15 protein-coding genes are annotated in these 14,234 nt (G+C 46.0%); 8 read left to right on the forward strand and 7 right to left on the reverse strand.

The annotated features are described in order from the left end of the window. Positions 1 to 195: 195 nt before the first annotated feature. Genes B3157_RS08460 through B3157_RS08470 form a run of 3 tightly spaced genes read left to right on the forward strand, consistent with a single transcriptional unit; the run spans position 196 to position 1,871 of the window. Positions 196 to 435, forward strand: coding sequence for a DUF2905 domain-containing protein (locus B3157_RS08460; RefSeq protein ID WP_214060224.1), 240 nt, complete (start codon positions 196 to 198; stop codon positions 433 to 435). 14 nt (positions 436 to 449) lie between these two features. Next, positions 450 to 1,487 (forward strand): L-threonylcarbamoyladenylate synthase, encoded by a 1,038-nt coding sequence (locus B3157_RS08465; protein WP_292590095.1) that lies wholly within the window; start codon positions 450 to 452, stop codon positions 1,485 to 1,487. A gap of 27 nt (positions 1,488 to 1,514) precedes the next feature. Then, entirely contained in the window at positions 1,515 to 1,871 is a 357-nt protein-coding gene (locus B3157_RS08470) for a hypothetical protein (RefSeq protein WP_214060222.1), read from the forward strand. Position 1,872: 1 nt separating this feature from the next. On the opposite strand, the gene B3157_RS08475 is transcribed toward B3157_RS08470, so the two are convergent. The 7 genes from B3157_RS08475 to B3157_RS08505 all read right to left on the reverse strand — a co-directional run bounded on the left by B3157_RS08475 (position 1,873) and on the right by B3157_RS08505 (position 7,219). After that, a complete protein-coding gene (locus tag B3157_RS08475) occupies positions 1,873 to 2,127 on the reverse strand; it encodes an HD-GYP domain-containing protein (protein WP_292590096.1) in 255 nt (84 codons plus the stop codon). After that, positions 2,124 to 2,405, reverse strand: a complete 282-nt coding sequence (locus tag B3157_RS08480) for an HD-GYP domain-containing protein (RefSeq protein ID WP_292590097.1) — start codon at positions 2,403 to 2,405, stop codon at positions 2,124 to 2,126. Before B3157_RS08480 ends, B3157_RS08475 begins: the two co-directional genes overlap by 4 nt. A 99-nt stretch (positions 2,406 to 2,504) precedes the next feature. After that, on the reverse strand, positions 2,505 to 3,089 hold the full coding sequence (locus B3157_RS08485) for a PAS domain-containing protein (protein ID WP_292590098.1): 585 nt from the start codon (positions 3,087 to 3,089) through the stop codon (positions 2,505 to 2,507). Next, on the reverse strand, positions 3,049 to 3,300 hold the full coding sequence (locus B3157_RS08490) for a hypothetical protein (RefSeq protein ID WP_292590099.1): 252 nt from the start codon (positions 3,298 to 3,300) through the stop codon (positions 3,049 to 3,051). The genes B3157_RS08485 and B3157_RS08490 overlap by 41 nt, the downstream gene beginning before the upstream one ends. Before the next feature lie 79 nt (positions 3,301 to 3,379). Continuing rightward, complete coding sequence (locus B3157_RS08495; RefSeq protein WP_292590100.1) at positions 3,380 to 4,375, reverse strand: P1 family peptidase; 996 nt, start codon at positions 4,373 to 4,375, stop codon at positions 3,380 to 3,382. An 8-nt stretch (positions 4,376 to 4,383) separates the two neighbouring features. Next, on the reverse strand, positions 4,384 to 6,558 hold the full coding sequence (locus B3157_RS08500; RefSeq protein WP_292590101.1) for an ABC transporter permease: 2,175 nt from the start codon (positions 6,556 to 6,558) through the stop codon (positions 4,384 to 4,386). Continuing rightward, positions 6,551 to 7,219, reverse strand: a complete 669-nt coding sequence (locus B3157_RS08505; protein ID WP_292590102.1) for an ABC transporter ATP-binding protein — start codon at positions 7,217 to 7,219, stop codon at positions 6,551 to 6,553. Before B3157_RS08505 ends, B3157_RS08500 begins: the two co-directional genes overlap by 8 nt. Before the next feature lie 223 nt (positions 7,220 to 7,442). Between B3157_RS08505 and B3157_RS08510 the strand changes: the two genes are divergently transcribed. The 5 genes from B3157_RS08510 to B3157_RS08530 all read left to right on the forward strand — a co-directional run bounded on the left by B3157_RS08510 (position 7,443) and on the right by B3157_RS08530 (position 14,156). Continuing rightward, positions 7,443 to 8,003, forward strand: coding sequence for a 5' nucleotidase, NT5C type (locus tag B3157_RS08510; RefSeq protein WP_292590136.1), 561 nt, complete (start codon positions 7,443 to 7,445; stop codon positions 8,001 to 8,003). 13 nt (positions 8,004 to 8,016) lie between these two features. Further along, the gene (locus B3157_RS08515) at positions 8,017 to 10,527 is read left to right on the forward strand and encodes an alpha-amylase family glycosyl hydrolase (RefSeq protein ID WP_349680381.1); all 2,511 of its coding nucleotides are present in this window, start codon (positions 8,017 to 8,019) and stop codon (positions 10,525 to 10,527) included. 41 nt (positions 10,528 to 10,568) lie between these two features. Next, positions 10,569 to 10,910 (forward strand): DUF4258 domain-containing protein, encoded by a 342-nt coding sequence (locus tag B3157_RS08520; RefSeq protein ID WP_214060304.1) that lies wholly within the window; start codon positions 10,569 to 10,571, stop codon positions 10,908 to 10,910. Positions 10,911 to 11,004: 94 nt separating this feature from the next. After that, positions 11,005 to 12,576 carry a tetratricopeptide repeat-containing diguanylate cyclase gene (locus B3157_RS08525; RefSeq protein WP_292590104.1) on the forward strand — a complete coding sequence of 524 codons (1,572 nt, stop codon included), beginning with the start codon at positions 11,005 to 11,007 and terminating at the stop codon, positions 12,574 to 12,576. Between the two features lie 14 nt (positions 12,577 to 12,590). Next, positions 12,591 to 14,156, forward strand: a complete 1,566-nt coding sequence (locus B3157_RS08530; protein ID WP_292590105.1) for a tetratricopeptide repeat-containing diguanylate cyclase — start codon at positions 12,591 to 12,593, stop codon at positions 14,154 to 14,156. The last annotated feature ends 78 nt before the right edge of the window (positions 14,157 to 14,234 follow it).

Genomic DNA, 14,234 nt, shown 5'->3' on the forward strand with positions numbered 1-14,234 from the left:
TTCTAGAGCTTACGGTCATCTTCCCACCGTAGAGCGCTCATGTGAGGTTTACCGTGATAGCCTGCGGCGTATTTTCACTTTCTGGCTTTTTGAAGGCACTACAACATCTTTCGTGTTATGGGATGGTATTGACTTCACAGACGCTCAATTTGCCTAGCCGGAAAAGGGTCTATAATCTATCTGGAAGGCAAAGAGGTGATTCTTCTGGAGTATCTTGAGAAACTGTTGATCAGAATTGGGCTTGTCTGTATAACGGTCGCGCTTGTTCTATTTCTGCTGCGAAGAGTCGGTCTGAATTTTGGAAGACTTCCTGGAGATATTCACATAAACCTAAGTAATTTCGAATTGTGGCTCCCGATCACTTCCGGACTAATAGTGAGTGTTATAATTACGGGAGCCCTTTGGCTCTGGAGAGTAATTAGAAGGTTTCTTTAACCGACGGAGGAAGAATGGATACTGTCTATTTACGGGTGAATTCCGAGAACCCCGATGAAGCAATTCTGAAGAAGGCTGCAGAACTAATCAGGAAAGGCGAACTTGTCGTTTTTCCTACGGAGACTGTTTATGGATTGGGCGCGAATACCTTTGATGAGACGGCCATCATGAAGATTTTTGAGGCAAAAGGCAGGCCCCAGGACAATCCACTGATAGTTCACATTTCTACCATGGAAATGTTGAAACAAATCGTATCACAAGATGTCGAAAGTTTTTCGGCTCTAATGGATCTTGTCTGGCCAGGGCCGGTGACGCTGATCTTCGAGAAAAGCAAGGAAATACCTGACTCCGTTACTGCGGGGCTGAAGAGTGTGGCCGTCAGATTTCCTTCCCACCGGGTGGCCCAAGAACTGATACGACTCTCGGGTGTTCCTATCGCAGCGCCCAGCGCAAACCTCTCAGGCAGACCAAGCCCCACAATGGAAGAACACGTGATCGAAGACATGGACGAAAGAGTATGCTGCACAATCCTTTCGGGTTCGACGGTTTTCGGACTGGAATCTACGATTATTGATCTCTCAAGAGGAAGACCCTCCCTATTGAGACCGGGCCCGATCGACCCCGATCAACTGAAGGGAGTCCTTCCAGATCTTCTTGTTCCGGATTTTGTTTCTGGCAGAAAAGAGTATCTTGGTGATCCAATGTCGCCGGGTTTGAAATACAGACATTATTCTCCAGACATTCCATTGATACTCGTCGAAGGAGAGACCGGAATGATTGTCGCAAAGGTGGGAATAGTGGCTGGAAGAAAGAAGTCTCTCGTTCTTTGTTCTGAAGAGATGAAGGACTATTATCCCGTTCAGGTCAAGAAGGTCGTTCTCGGTTCGAGAGACAACCTCCTTGAGGTTGCCTCGAACCTCTTCAAAGAACTGAGAAATAAAGAGAACATGGAATACTCTCAGATCATTGCCGAGCCTTTCCCTGAAACAGGTGTGGGACTTGCAATCATGAACAGGCTGAGGAAGGCGGCTTGGAAAATTGAAAGGACTTAGAATTCAGACTCGGGGAGAGTGGCTAGTTTGAAAAAAAGACTCAAGAATCTTTCGGGAGAGATATTCGTCCTACTGGGAACGGTTATCGTTGCACTGGCTTTCTACCTCGTTTTTACCTGGGGCGACAGGGCCGTGACGATGATCGAAATAACCGTGGTCGAGAAAGTCGACAATTCCGAAGCCGGAAAATCCGATTATAGAGTGACGGCAGATACTGGAGAGGAATTCGTGATCCAAAACGCCGAAAGCCAGGGATTCTATGCTGCTTCAAAGGTCTTCAAGATGCTTGAAGTCGGAAGGACCTATCAGGCGCTTGTAACTGGAAGAAGAATACCCATTCTTGGCATGAAGAGAAATATCATCGAGGCGATACCCTCTCCATGATCTACTCGAAAGTGAATCCATCTTCCAGCAAATCGACACAAGCCCTCGTAACCGAACGATCGTAAAGGGTACCTGCTCCGGAAGTGATCTCTTCTATTGCCACCTCTGTTCCAAGTGCCGGCCTGTAGGGTCTGTGCGACGATATTGCTTTGACGACATCTGCCACAGCGATCATTGTTGCCGGCAGGAGTATCTCCTCTCCTTTCAGCCCGTTAGGGTATCCAGAACCGTTTAGCCTCTCATGGTGTTGTATCACGTAGTCGGCGTGATCGGAAAATCAAACTCAATTTCCTTTAGAACTTCATATCCAAGTCGAGAGTGCTCCGTGATCATTTCAAACTCTATATGATTAAGTCTCCCAGGCTTGCTTAGAATCTCGGAGGGGATCCAGAGTTTCCCGATATCGTGGAGAAGACCGCATGTCCTTATGTTCTCGCAAAGTCTATCCTTAAGTCCCATTCTCCTGGAAATCGAGACTGCAAGAAGCCCCACTTTTCTCTGATGCCCCGAAGTGTGGGGATCTCTTATCTCCACAATTCTGGGAAGCGCATTAATTGTGCTTGTTAAGGTAGCCTCGAGTTTTTTCTTACTCTCCTCGGCCTCTCTTCTCGCTACCCTAAGATCTGTAACGTCTTAGATGAAGCCTTCGACGAACACTTCGCCCCCACTTTCGCCGGCAACTACCTTTCCCCTTTCAAGAACGTACTTGAGCTGACCCGACCTGGTCACTATCCTGTACTCCATCTCGTAGTGATCGCCTGCTGTAAAAGACTCCTGGATTTGTTCCCACACCATTTCCCTATCTTCGGTGTATATCAAATCCGAGTAAGGCAGTTCCTTGTTTCCAATAATCTCCTCTGGCCGGTAACCAGTGAGCTCCATGATCCCTCTGCTGACTACTTCCATGGTCCACTCTCTGTCGTTTTTGCATCTGAAAGCGATTCCGGGAAGATTAGAAACCAATCTGCCAAGCTCTGGTTTGCTCTCTTCCAGCTTCGTGCAAACCTTTACCGAATCGCTGACATCATCATAAACGACTGCAATAACGCCTTCGTTCGGTCTGTAAACCGCCATGTCTCTCAAGATATCCGTTCTCGAATCCGAGTGGCGATTCGGACTAATGTGACGGGGAACACCTGTGATATTGACTTCCCTTATCAAATCTATGATTCCGAAATCAGCAGCGCCAGGAATAGCCCTCGAACTCCTCTGCGACAAGCTCATCTCTTGAAAGACGTTCTTTTCTGAGCGCGGCGGGATTCGCATTGAGGATGGTACAGCTCCCGCCTTTCGATACACCGCAGAGCAGAATGCCGTTTCTTGCCAGAGAAAAGAGATCAATGTAGCTGGCAGTGTCGATACTGGAACTGCAGTCATAACATGACCGGGAGTCTTCCTTGAAATCCTGTCTGGAATTCGAATCGCCCATTTTCGTCTCCAAATTAGTAGATGCTCCGATCAAATCGTTCTTAGAGTGTCTACAAAATCACCGGCAGGACTCTATTTGATCAGAGGTCTGATTGCATCGCGCTTCTTAAAGAGTCTACAGACCCTTTGAATCCGGTCATAGCACCCGAGCAGAGCATCGAATCGACTATGGCTTCTGCGCACGCCCAGACAGCTGCCCTGAATATTTCGCTCTGCGTGTTCCCTTCGTTCATTAAGCTCTGCTCGGACAGACTGTACTCTCTGGATGTAGTGAAAGCAAGTGAAATGTCTCCACTTCCGTGGTGCCCTGGAGCTCCCAGTAGCCCAATAGCAAGATTCATGTGGCGCGTTACTCTCTTCAGCTGATGTGGCATCAAAGGCAGATCTGTTCCCAGGATCATGATGAGCGATCCTTTCTCACGATCGGGATCCTGTAGCTTGGGACGCAATTCCAGAGAAGGAATTCTAAGGTCGGACGATCTTCCAAAATTTGAAAGAACGAAAACCCCCAAGGTGTATTTCCTGCCTCCGAACTCGACGATTCTTGAAGACGAACCGATCCCGCCCTTATAACCAAAGCAAACCATCCCGGTCCCCGCGCCACAGCTGCCGAGCTGGAAATTCTTTTTCGCGTCCCCGACCGCATCGGTAACCATCTCTTCTTTTATCGCAAGAGCTCGAATTTCATTTAGAAAGCCATCGTTGCACTCCATGACGACTACGTTTAGCGACGACAATTCAGGATTACTCTGGAGGGCGAGCCTTACCGCACCTTGATGTACGGCTCCAATTGAAAGTGTGTTGGTCAGAAAGATATCGCTTTCGATCGTCCCGAGTTCTTCTATCTGAATAAGACCCATCGACTTTCCATAACCGTTGAAGACGCTGGAAGCTGCCGGGACGGGCCGTTCATATACGTAAGGAATCCTTATGACGCTTATTCCCGTTCGAAGACATCTCGGTGAATCCTCAGTCAAAGTGTAATGCCCGACTCGTATTCCCTCAAGATCGGTGATCTTGTTCAAAGGCCCCGTTTCGTAATCGTCTCCTGGGTAAGCGAGCTCTCTATATCTCATCTCTTCACCTATCTTTCGATAATTGATATTGGATCTTGTTTCGAAATCAAGAATCTTGCCGTGATTACTCCGGCCAGCAAAACAATAACGGTCATTACAGAGATTCTGAAAAGCGTCTCAGGAACCACTATCGAGGAAATGTACAGTCCCCGAAGAAAGACCAATCTAAAAATCTGCCAGCAGATCGTTGTCAGAAGATAGCCAGTTGCTGCGCCTAGGAAAAGCACTAATGACAGTTCTCCGAAAAAGAGAAGACCGATCTCGTCTCTGCTCTGTCCCAAAATGTTCCTGATAGATATCTCGCTCCGTCTCGCCAAGGTCACCCTTGTAACAGTAACCAGGCCGATTATTATGACGACGATTAACTGAAGATAGATGATTATCGACGAAATCAACTCCATGAACTGCGTCTCGGCACGGATCTTCAACTCGAAAGTCTTCCTGTCGACCAATTCCACCTGACCGGCCTCGGAGGCGAAACTTCTTATTTCACCTGCAAGATTACGGTCGTCGTATAATACCAGGAGACCGGCAGATTCTATTCTGTCTTGCACTAAGACACCAGCGAGACTTTCTAGATTAGGAAGAACCTCCATCGAGGAGTAATCCAACCCCCTGACAGAACCATTGACAATCAAGTCGAAAAGACCCTTGCTAACATATAGCGTACCGGCCACGGGATTTTCGCCAAGAATCGATAGAAGTCTCGAATGCTCAGCAGACACAACTGGAATGAAGAGTTTCGTAGCGCCGAACATAAGCTTCACATCCAGCTCGAGAAGATCGGCAGGAAGGACAGACGTCGACTTCAATGAAATTTCTTCGGGAAGCGTGAACTCCTCCAATTCCGAGGTCTGAATATAGGAACGACGATCGAATAACCAGCCGCTGTCTCGAACAGTGCCCGTCAACGAAGATAGAAGTGAACCAAAAACAGTCACCAGCGCGGCAAACGCGATGATGTTAACAAAAAGAGATCTGTAACCATCGCTTCTCAGAGGAAATTGGAGCCAGGGCAAACCGATATTCCTGAATCTCTTCTTGAGCAGACCGACTCTTTCTTCAGAACTCTTCAGAAGACCGACGAGATCTCTTCTCAGATGTCTTCCTATAAGTATCTGAGATAGAACAATCGTAGTGAACGGTATAAATAACGTGCAAATAGATGAGACGGCGCTGTCGCCTATATAAAGTCCATTGGGCGTGAAAAAGCGATCTTCGAATAGTGAAAGAACGGCTCCACCTGCAAGGAGGCCAAGGATCCAGCCAGCAATTCCCTGATAAAGCGACTCCAGAAAGAGTCTTACCTTCAAACTCGCGGGAGAATGACCTATGGCAGTAAGGATAGCATACTCCTTCCTTCTTTCACGAATGCTTACCGAATTAAGCATTGTAAGAGCTATTATGAAGACCAGAGAGACAAAGAGATTTGTCAAGAAGACTCCCAAATAGTAGGTTGCGTACTGCCTTTCAAGGGTCTCCCGGGAAGAAACAGGTCCTTCGATCGAAACTGAAAGCTCTTCTCCGATGATCCTTGATCTCAGCTCGTTTTCAACTGCCATTAGGAAACCATCCTCAGCGAATACAAGGAAGCCAAATGATCCCCTGCCCCTCGAAATCCCCGACGGCCCCAGTCCAAACACCGATGGTCCTTCCAGAGATGCGACCACTGTATATAGACCTACGCTCGACATTTCGGAGATCTCCTCATAGACATTTTTCAGATCTACTCCTGAGGCTCTTAGAAATGAATCGGAGACAATAATTTCATTTGTCCCTGGGGAAAATACCGTCCCTTCTGAGATGTAGGCATTGCTCTCCCGCAACATTCGAGATATCTCCGTCTGCTTGATTCCATAAACAGGGAAATTGGCTCTTGCACTTCCGAAAAGGTTGTAGCCGAGATAGGCGATATCTACCGGGATAACATCTGAAAGACCAAATACGTCTTCGAAAATCTCGGTAAGACTATTGTCAATCGATTCATCTCTTCCACTTTCAGAGAGATACTGTACCGTAATCCAGCTCTCATTGATCTTTGCTATCCTGCTTCTCGTCTCTCCGAAGGAAAGAAAGATTGAGCTAATTACAAGGCTCATTGATACACCAAGAGCGACAACGAATATGAAGACCAGTATTCTGCCCGGTCTTCTTCTGAGATATAGCCACATGTATTTAAGCATTCACACCAACCTCATAGACCTGGCCATTCTCCACTTTGAGTTTTCTTCTGAAATTACCTATAATCTCAGACGAATGAGAAACAAGTATCAGAGTCGCACCAGACTTCGAGCAATAAGACTTCAAGAGCTCTATTACCCTGCTACCATTTTCGTTATCCAGGGAAGCGGTCGGTTCATCGGCGAAAACAACCTTCGGACCGGCTATCAATGCTCTTGCCACTGCTACCCTCTGACTCTGCCCAAGCGAGAGCTCATACGGGAATCGCTTGAGAAGTTGGTTCAATCCAAGCGCAGTAGTGATTTCTTCGAGCCTCTTTCTTGCTCCTCGCTTTTCTTTCAGGGGGAGCAGAATATTCTCCCTGACAGTCAGATGGTTTATCAAGAAGTGTTCTTGAAACACAAAGCCGAACTCTTTGCGCCGAAGTTCGGCTTTTGCGGAAGGAGTAAGAGCCGTAAGCTCCTTGCCTTCGTATTTGACTTCTCCGCGACTTGGCTCCTTTAGTGTGCTCATAATGAAGAGAAGCGATGACTTCCCAGAACCCGAAGGGCCGAATATCCCAACTTCTTCTCCCTTCTCTATCTTGAGGTCAGTCGATTTGAGCGCCGCCAGAGCCTGCTTCTTCGTCTCATATATTAATGCGACTTCTTTCAATTCGAACATCCTACTTCCTCCCTTTGAGAAGACCTACTCTGATTATCCCACAAACACTTCGCAGTGGAAAACCTGGCGAATCAGGCTTTTTTAAATTGACGAGACCAAATCGGGCTCAATCATAATTGTGACCACTCAAGAATTCAGTTACAAGAATTCAGTTAAGAGACTTCCCCTTGAGAGATAATAATATGATATATACTCTTCTATACGGAGGTGAACCGTGAAGATAATGATAGATATTGATGACATCCTATCGAACTTCAATCTTGCATTCCTGAAGATCGCGAATGAAATGTTTGAAGAAGTGCCAATGGATGTTGAGGTCAAGGTATGGGACTTTTGGAAAAGCGTGCCCAATCTCACTCTCGATATGGAAGAAAGGGTGTGGGAGAGAATTAGAAATACTCCGAACTTCTACGAGTTTCTTCCTCCATATGCAAGTCCAAAGGAACTGAAGCGGCTGGGTAGTCTTGTCGCCCAGGGCTGCCACGAATTCTACTTCATAACTTCGCGTTTTCCTACAAAAGGAAGAAGTGTTCAGCTGCAGTCTCAGAGATGGATTCAGAAGAAAATCGGCGAACCGGTATCGGTAATTGTAAGCTCCAGAAAGGGTGAGCTTTGCAAGGTTCTTGGCATCGATTATGCAGTAGACGATGCACCTCATCACGTAGAGAATCTGCTCGATCACGGAATCAATACATACATAATGGATTGGCCTTACAACAGACACATCGATCACAGACTCAGGGTGAAGAACCTGGGAGAGTTTCTGGACAGTGTTTTGATCTAGTAGAAAACCGGAGGTGAGAGGTTTGAAAAAGATACTTCTTGCTCTTCTTCTTTCAGTCTTCTTAACTGGAAGCATCTTTACAGCAACAACATGGGAAGATCAAGTCATTTACTTCATCATGATCGACCGTTTTTCAAACGGAGATCTATCCAATGACGACATGGGATATGGAGAAGCCGGTACCGACAACTCGCGATACAACGGCGGAGATCTCGCCGGGATAATCGAGAGGCTAGACTACATAAAGGGATTGGGCGCAACGGCAATTTGGATAACCCCACCGGTGGCCAATCAATGGTGGAATCCATGGGTGAATTACGGTGGTTATCATGGATACTGGGCCAGAGATTTCAGGATGATTGATGAGCATTTCGGTGACGTTGCACTCTACAAGAGACTCGTTGAAGCCGCCCACGATAAGGGCTTGCTGGTAATACAGGATATCGTTCCCAATCATGTGGGTGACTATTTTCGTTTCGTAGATGGACAGTTCGAACTCAACTCCGAAAGCGTCCCGACCTCTTCTCCCGAACAGCACCCCTTCTCACTAAACGATTTCAATAATCATAAGGATGAGAGTATTTATCACTGGACTCCCGATATCTATGACTTCAATGACCCTTATCAGAAGCTGAACTACCAGATGTCCGGTCTGGACGATCTCAACACGGAAAATCCTGTGGTAATCTCAGCACTTAAGGATTCTTTCACTTTCTGGATCGAAGAGGCCGATATTGATGGATTGAGGATCGATACAGTAATCTACGTTCCTCTAGAATTCTGGGACGAGTTTCTGAATGGTGAAGAAGGTATCTACGAAGCTGCCGTGAAGAACGGCAAACCTGAATTCATAACATTTGGCGAGGCCTGGGTTAGAAGCGACCCCTTCGACGATGCTGGGGAAATGGTTATAAAAGAGTTTTTCGAAGCAGGAATGAATTCCATGCTGGATTTTCCGCTGAACATTGAACTGAGAAGTGTATTCAAAGAAGGGAAACCAACAGCGAATATCGGATACAGACTTGAGGCGCGGCAGAGCCACTTCGATCAAACCAGGCTATTGACTTTCATCGATAATCACGACATGGAACGATTCTTGAAAGGGTCAGGATTGGCAAATCTTAAACAGGCTCTGGCCTTCATTTTCACGATTCCCGGCATCCCGGTGATCTATTACGGCACTGAGCAAGGCTTTGTAGAAACTAGGGCAGCGATGTTCGCCGGAGGTTTTGAGTCTGGTGAAATCGACCACTTCGATTCTCAATCTGAGCTCTACAGATATATAAGCGAACTCGCAATGCTGCGACAGGAATACCCTGCGCTGAGGTATGGGGAGGTCAAAGTGCTAAAAACCGACCCCAATGGGCCTGGGATCTTTGTCTACAGCATTGAACATAACGAAGAGAAGATCTTTGTTTTAATGAATACTTCGGGAGAACGTAGGATTCTAGCTAATTTGGATACCGGCCTTGGAGTGGGTCAGTTAATCAAGCCGATTTACACTTTCAATTCGCTCTCCAAAAGCTATCCTGTCGAACAAGGCGGGAAACTCGTGATGACCATGAACCCACGCTCCGTCTACGTGGGAATCGCTTCCGAAGAAACTCGTGAAGTTGAGACACCTGAAATCAAGTTTAACGCGAACCTCGAGGATTTTCAGAGGATCGACTCAACTTATACTGTGACAGGAACAGCTTCGGGAGCCTCCTCCGCGCGGATAATATTCGACATGAGAATTGAAGAGGCAGAAGACATCGAAATAGTCAGCGGAGAGTGGTCTTACGAATGGGACATTTCGAAGTTTGACCCGGGAATCCATTCAATTCTATTCAAAGTCTACGGTGATACAAGAAGAGAATCGATCTACAGCGATGATTACCGAGTGATTCTCGATATTCCGGAATTGCTTCTGGCTTCGATTTCAGATCCCGAAGGAGATGACTGCGGTCCGGAATGCAGGTACAAATATCCTACAGACATCACTTTCAAGAACCAGATGGACCTGCTAGAGGTTGAAGTCAAGCAGATAGGAGCTTCGATGGTTCTGGGGATTAGAATCAAAGATCTAACCGACTCATGGGGACCACAGAACGGATTTGACCATGTTACCTTCCAAATATTCGTAGATGATCCCAACAGAAAGGGATCAACCGACCTGCCGTTCCTAAACGCGACTATGCCTGACGGACTGGACTGGGATTACTTTATCTTCGCAAATGGCTGGTCAATAGTTGCGTATTCTTCTGAAGGTAGTGGCCCGAAGTCGTTTGGAACTCCCATATCCCTCACTCCACTGGTACAAACGAATAGAATGAATAACGAAGTAATTCTCAGGATTCCCGGCGAGACGGTCGGAAGACCAGAGAGTTTTGAGGAGTTCAACATCTACGTAACTACTTGGGACTTCGATGGAATCGAAGCGGTATATCGAGACATCTATCCTGAACCAAAGAGCTACCATTTTGGAGGCGGAAGCAAAGAAGACCCTTATATTATGGATGACATCCTTATAAGGATAGAATAGGAGGATAGAGAGAGGCCTAGAAACAGCTTCGGGAGGAGATTATGCTTTTTTTGCTTGTTGTGATTCTGGCCGTGATAGTCGCTGCTTCTCTAATAAGGTCGATGAGTCAGGAAGATGAAGATAATGGAGAGGACATACAAGAGAGCACCGAGATCTCATTTAGTCAGCATGCCGTTTCAAGAATGGATGAAAGAGGAATTGAACCGGAGAGAATAAAGCGCATTCTCGAAGAGGGTCGCAGGGTGGAAATTGCCAATTACAACAGACTGAAAGTAACGGACGACGAAATCACCGTGATACTCGAAAAGAGACTCTCTAACTTCGAAGTTGTCACGGTATATTGGAATAGTGGCGAGCGTGAGGAATCGCTACTAGATGATTGACAAAGAAATTCGTGATTCATTAACCGAGCCATATGTTCAGGTTTCTTATGAAGATATCTTATAGCCTAAGACCCTCTCAGAAAGCGGGGACAAGATGGAAGAAAAGAAAGATAGAGTTGTTGAATTGTTAAGAGAATACATGTCTTTGCCCGAGGAGGAAGTCCCCAAGAGGCTGGTCTTCTTGAAGGAAGCAGTTTCGATCCTCAGTGATCAGGGGAAGACCCTTGCTGCCCACCAAATAATCGATAGAGAAATCAAGAAGTTCGATCACTTCGATTCTCTGGAAATGGCAGGTTTGCTGAACACAATGGTGAAACTGAGCGCGCTTGTCGGTGAATTTTCACAGGCAGTTGAATATTCGCGTAGAGCACAGGCTATCTGTGCTGAAAAAGGCGAAAAGGAATTGTATACGAGAGTTCTCATAAACACGTCCGGACTTTACTTGAAGATGAATGATTTTGGCAAAGCTCTGGCCAATGTGAACAGAGCTTTGGAGATAGCAAGAGAGAATGGGGACGAGATTAACGTTGCATGCTGTTTAAACAATATCGCAATTATCACGGAAAATGGAGAGTATGAAGAATCGGGGATTCCATACTTTGAAGAGGCAATAGAGATAAAGGAAAGGCTCAATATGAAGACTGAGCTACTGAATAGTTATCTCAATCTTGCCGAGCTGTACTACGAATCGGGGAGAAAGACCGATGCCAGAGAGCTTTTGTCCAGAGCGAAATCATTGGGTGAAGAAAACGAAGACCAACACGTTATTGTAGAGACGATGAAATACGAAGCCCGTTTCTTGAAAGGCGAGGGAGATTTCACCTCGGCAATCAGCCTGCTTGAGGAAGTCAGGGAATACCATCAAGAAAATGGAAACAAGACTGAATTGCTTGGAGTATTGAACGATATCTCTTCAGTGTATGAGTTGATGGGAAACTCAAAAGAGGCCTTGAACATGTTCAAACAGATAACGGAATTGAGCCGGAGTATTTTCAAGGAAGAACAGGCAAGGTCGATAGCCCAGCTGGAATCATCATTCGAGGCGAGGGAAAAACTCAGGGAAATCAACGACCTGGCAGAGCAAAACAAGAGACTTAGAACGGTCAATGAAGAGATATCGGAGAAAAACAACGAACTCCAGGAAATGAAAGCCAAGCTGGAGGAAATTAATAAGCTTCTGGAAAAGCAGGCGGAAACCGACCCATTGACCGGGCTGTTGAATCAAAGGAAGATGAAATCAGTGCTGGACAGTGAGATTTCGAGAGCAGAGAGATACGAAACTCCCCTGACTATGATAATGCTTGATCTAGATGATTTCAAGTCCGTTAATGATTCTTTCGGCCATTTGAAAGGCGATGAACTTCTTGCCGACATCGGAGAATCTATAAGGTCATCTATCAGAAAGAACGACTTTGCCTTCAGATACGGAGGCGAAGAGTTCCTAATCCTCCTACCTTGCGCAGATGTGGAAAAGGCATCGGAATTCTACTCGAGAATGAAGAGATCCCTTCAGGAGAAGCTTGATATTGAGGTCTATTTCAGTGCGGGTGCAAGGCAGTGGAAAGGGGAGTCCTCGGACGAATTCATTTCCATTGTGGACAAATTGCTCTATGAGGCAAAAGCAAAAGGAAAAGGCAGGCTTGAGATAAGTGAAGCAGCTATTTGAGAAAGGTGGATGAAATGAGTCAGAAAGATCACGAGAAGAGCTACACTGATTATTACGAGGAGTATCTTTCAAAAGATGAGTCTTGTGTAGAGGAAAAGCTGGCGCTTCTCAGGAAGTTCCAGCAAGCTTTGACAAGCTCGGGAGAGACTCTCATCGCCTTTGAGACCGTAAGCAGGGAACTGGAGAAATTTAGCGGACTAACCAGTCGCGAGATGGGTCTTGCATACAATGGTATGATTAGAATCAGTTGTCAATCAGGTGAGTTTTCAAAGGCCCTTGAATATGCTTCCGATGCAATTGCTATCTTCAATGAATTGGGAGAAGAAAAGTTACTGTCGATGGTCTACAACAACATCTCCGGTGTCTACTTGAAAATGGGAGATTTCGAGACATCAGTAGAATATTCTGAGAAGGCGGTTTGCCTTGCCAAAAAGAATAACGACGAGCTATCACTTGCCAAGTATCTAAATAACAAGGGAATTGCTATTGAAAACATCACGGAGGACGGTTCAGGTGTGCCGTTTATCCAAAAGGCAATTGAAATCAAGGAGAAGAACTTTCTTAAGGGAGATCTGCCCAATAGCTATATGAATCTTGCCGATATCTTCCTTTATACCGGAAGAAAGAGCGAAGCAATTGATCTCCTAAGGAAGGCCCGTAAGATAGCAAGTGAAAACTGCGATGATTACTCTCTTGCAGATATATGCCGCTACGAAGCAGAGTATTACGAGGCGACGGGAGATCTAGACTCTGCTCTGGAAGCCCTTGAACATTCACTCGAATATCACAGATCGAAGGGAAACAAATCGGACATCCTTCACAGGCTAAAGGCCGTCTCCAAAATCCAGGAGGCAAAGGGAGATGTTGATGGAGCTTTGGAAAAATACAGGGAGATAGCAAGACTAAATTCCGAGGTATTCAGGGAAGAAGAAGCCAGAGTGATTGCAAAGCTGGGAGCGACCTTTGCTACCGTACAGAAGCTCAAGGAAATAGAGGAGATGACGGAGAAGAACCATGAAATTGACGAAGCTAACAGGTTAATGATTGCGAAGAACAAAGAACTAATAGAGGTGCAAAACCAACTGGAATTGGCAAATCGACTTTTGAAGGAGAGAACCGAGACAGATCCGTTGACCGGTCTTATGAACCAGAAGAAGATGTTTGAAGTACTTGAATACGAAATCAATAGAGCAAAAATGTACGGCGGGAGTCTCTCCGTAATAATGATTGACATTGACGATTTCAAGCAATTCAATGACACTTTCGGGCATCAGAAGGGAGACGAGATACTTGAGGCCTTTTCTTCACTTATCGCTTCCAAAACAAGGAGTATCGACTATGTTTTCAGATACGGCGGAGAGGAATTTGTCATCTTACTGCCTTCAACCGGTCTCGAAGGGGCCTTATCTACGGCAACCAGAATACTTGAGTCAGTGAACACATCAGAAGAATTGAAGATAACCTTTAGTGCCGGTGTTGCCGAGTGGAACCAGGAACACTCTCGTGAGTTATTGCTGAAGACAGACAGATTGATGTACGAGGCAAAGAGAATGGGCAAGAACAAAATCCAATATCAGTAAGGCTTGCATCCGGGAGATGCACAATGAAAGACGAAAGATCGGTCGATGGGATTCTTAGAGAGTACAGAGTTTCTATGG

The sequence above is a fragment of the Mesotoga sp. UBA5557 genome (assembly GCF_002425715.1).
Taxonomy (GTDB): Bacteria; Thermotogota; Thermotogae; order Petrotogales; family Kosmotogaceae; genus Mesotoga.

Excerpts from the sequence above, each read along its gene's own strand:
- B3157_RS08525 (WP_292590104.1), top strand. The coding sequence starts at position 11,005 with ATGGAAGAAAAGAAAGATAGAGTTGTTGAATTGTTAAGAGAATACATG.
- B3157_RS08510 (WP_292590136.1), top strand. The coding sequence starts at position 7,443 with ATGATAGATATTGATGACATCCTATCGAACTTCAATCTTGCATTCCTG.
- B3157_RS08490 (WP_292590099.1), bottom strand. The coding sequence starts at position 3,300 with ATGGGCGATTCGAATTCCAGACAGGATTTCAAGGAAGACTCCCGGTCA.
- B3157_RS08465 (WP_292590095.1), top strand. The coding sequence starts at position 450 with ATGGATACTGTCTATTTACGGGTGAATTCCGAGAACCCCGATGAAGCA.
- B3157_RS08530 (WP_292590105.1), top strand. The coding sequence starts at position 12,591 with ATGAGTCAGAAAGATCACGAGAAGAGCTACACTGATTATTACGAGGAG.
- B3157_RS08505 (WP_292590102.1), bottom strand. The coding sequence starts at position 7,219 with ATGTTCGAATTGAAAGAAGTCGCATTAATATATGAGACGAAGAAGCAG.
- B3157_RS08520 (WP_214060304.1), top strand. The coding sequence starts at position 10,569 with ATGCTTTTTTTGCTTGTTGTGATTCTGGCCGTGATAGTCGCTGCTTCT.
- B3157_RS08500 (WP_292590101.1), bottom strand. The coding sequence starts at position 6,558 with ATGCTTAAATACATGTGGCTATATCTCAGAAGAAGACCGGGCAGAATA.
- B3157_RS08495 (WP_292590100.1), bottom strand. The coding sequence starts at position 4,375 with ATGAGATATAGAGAGCTCGCTTACCCAGGAGACGATTACGAAACGGGG.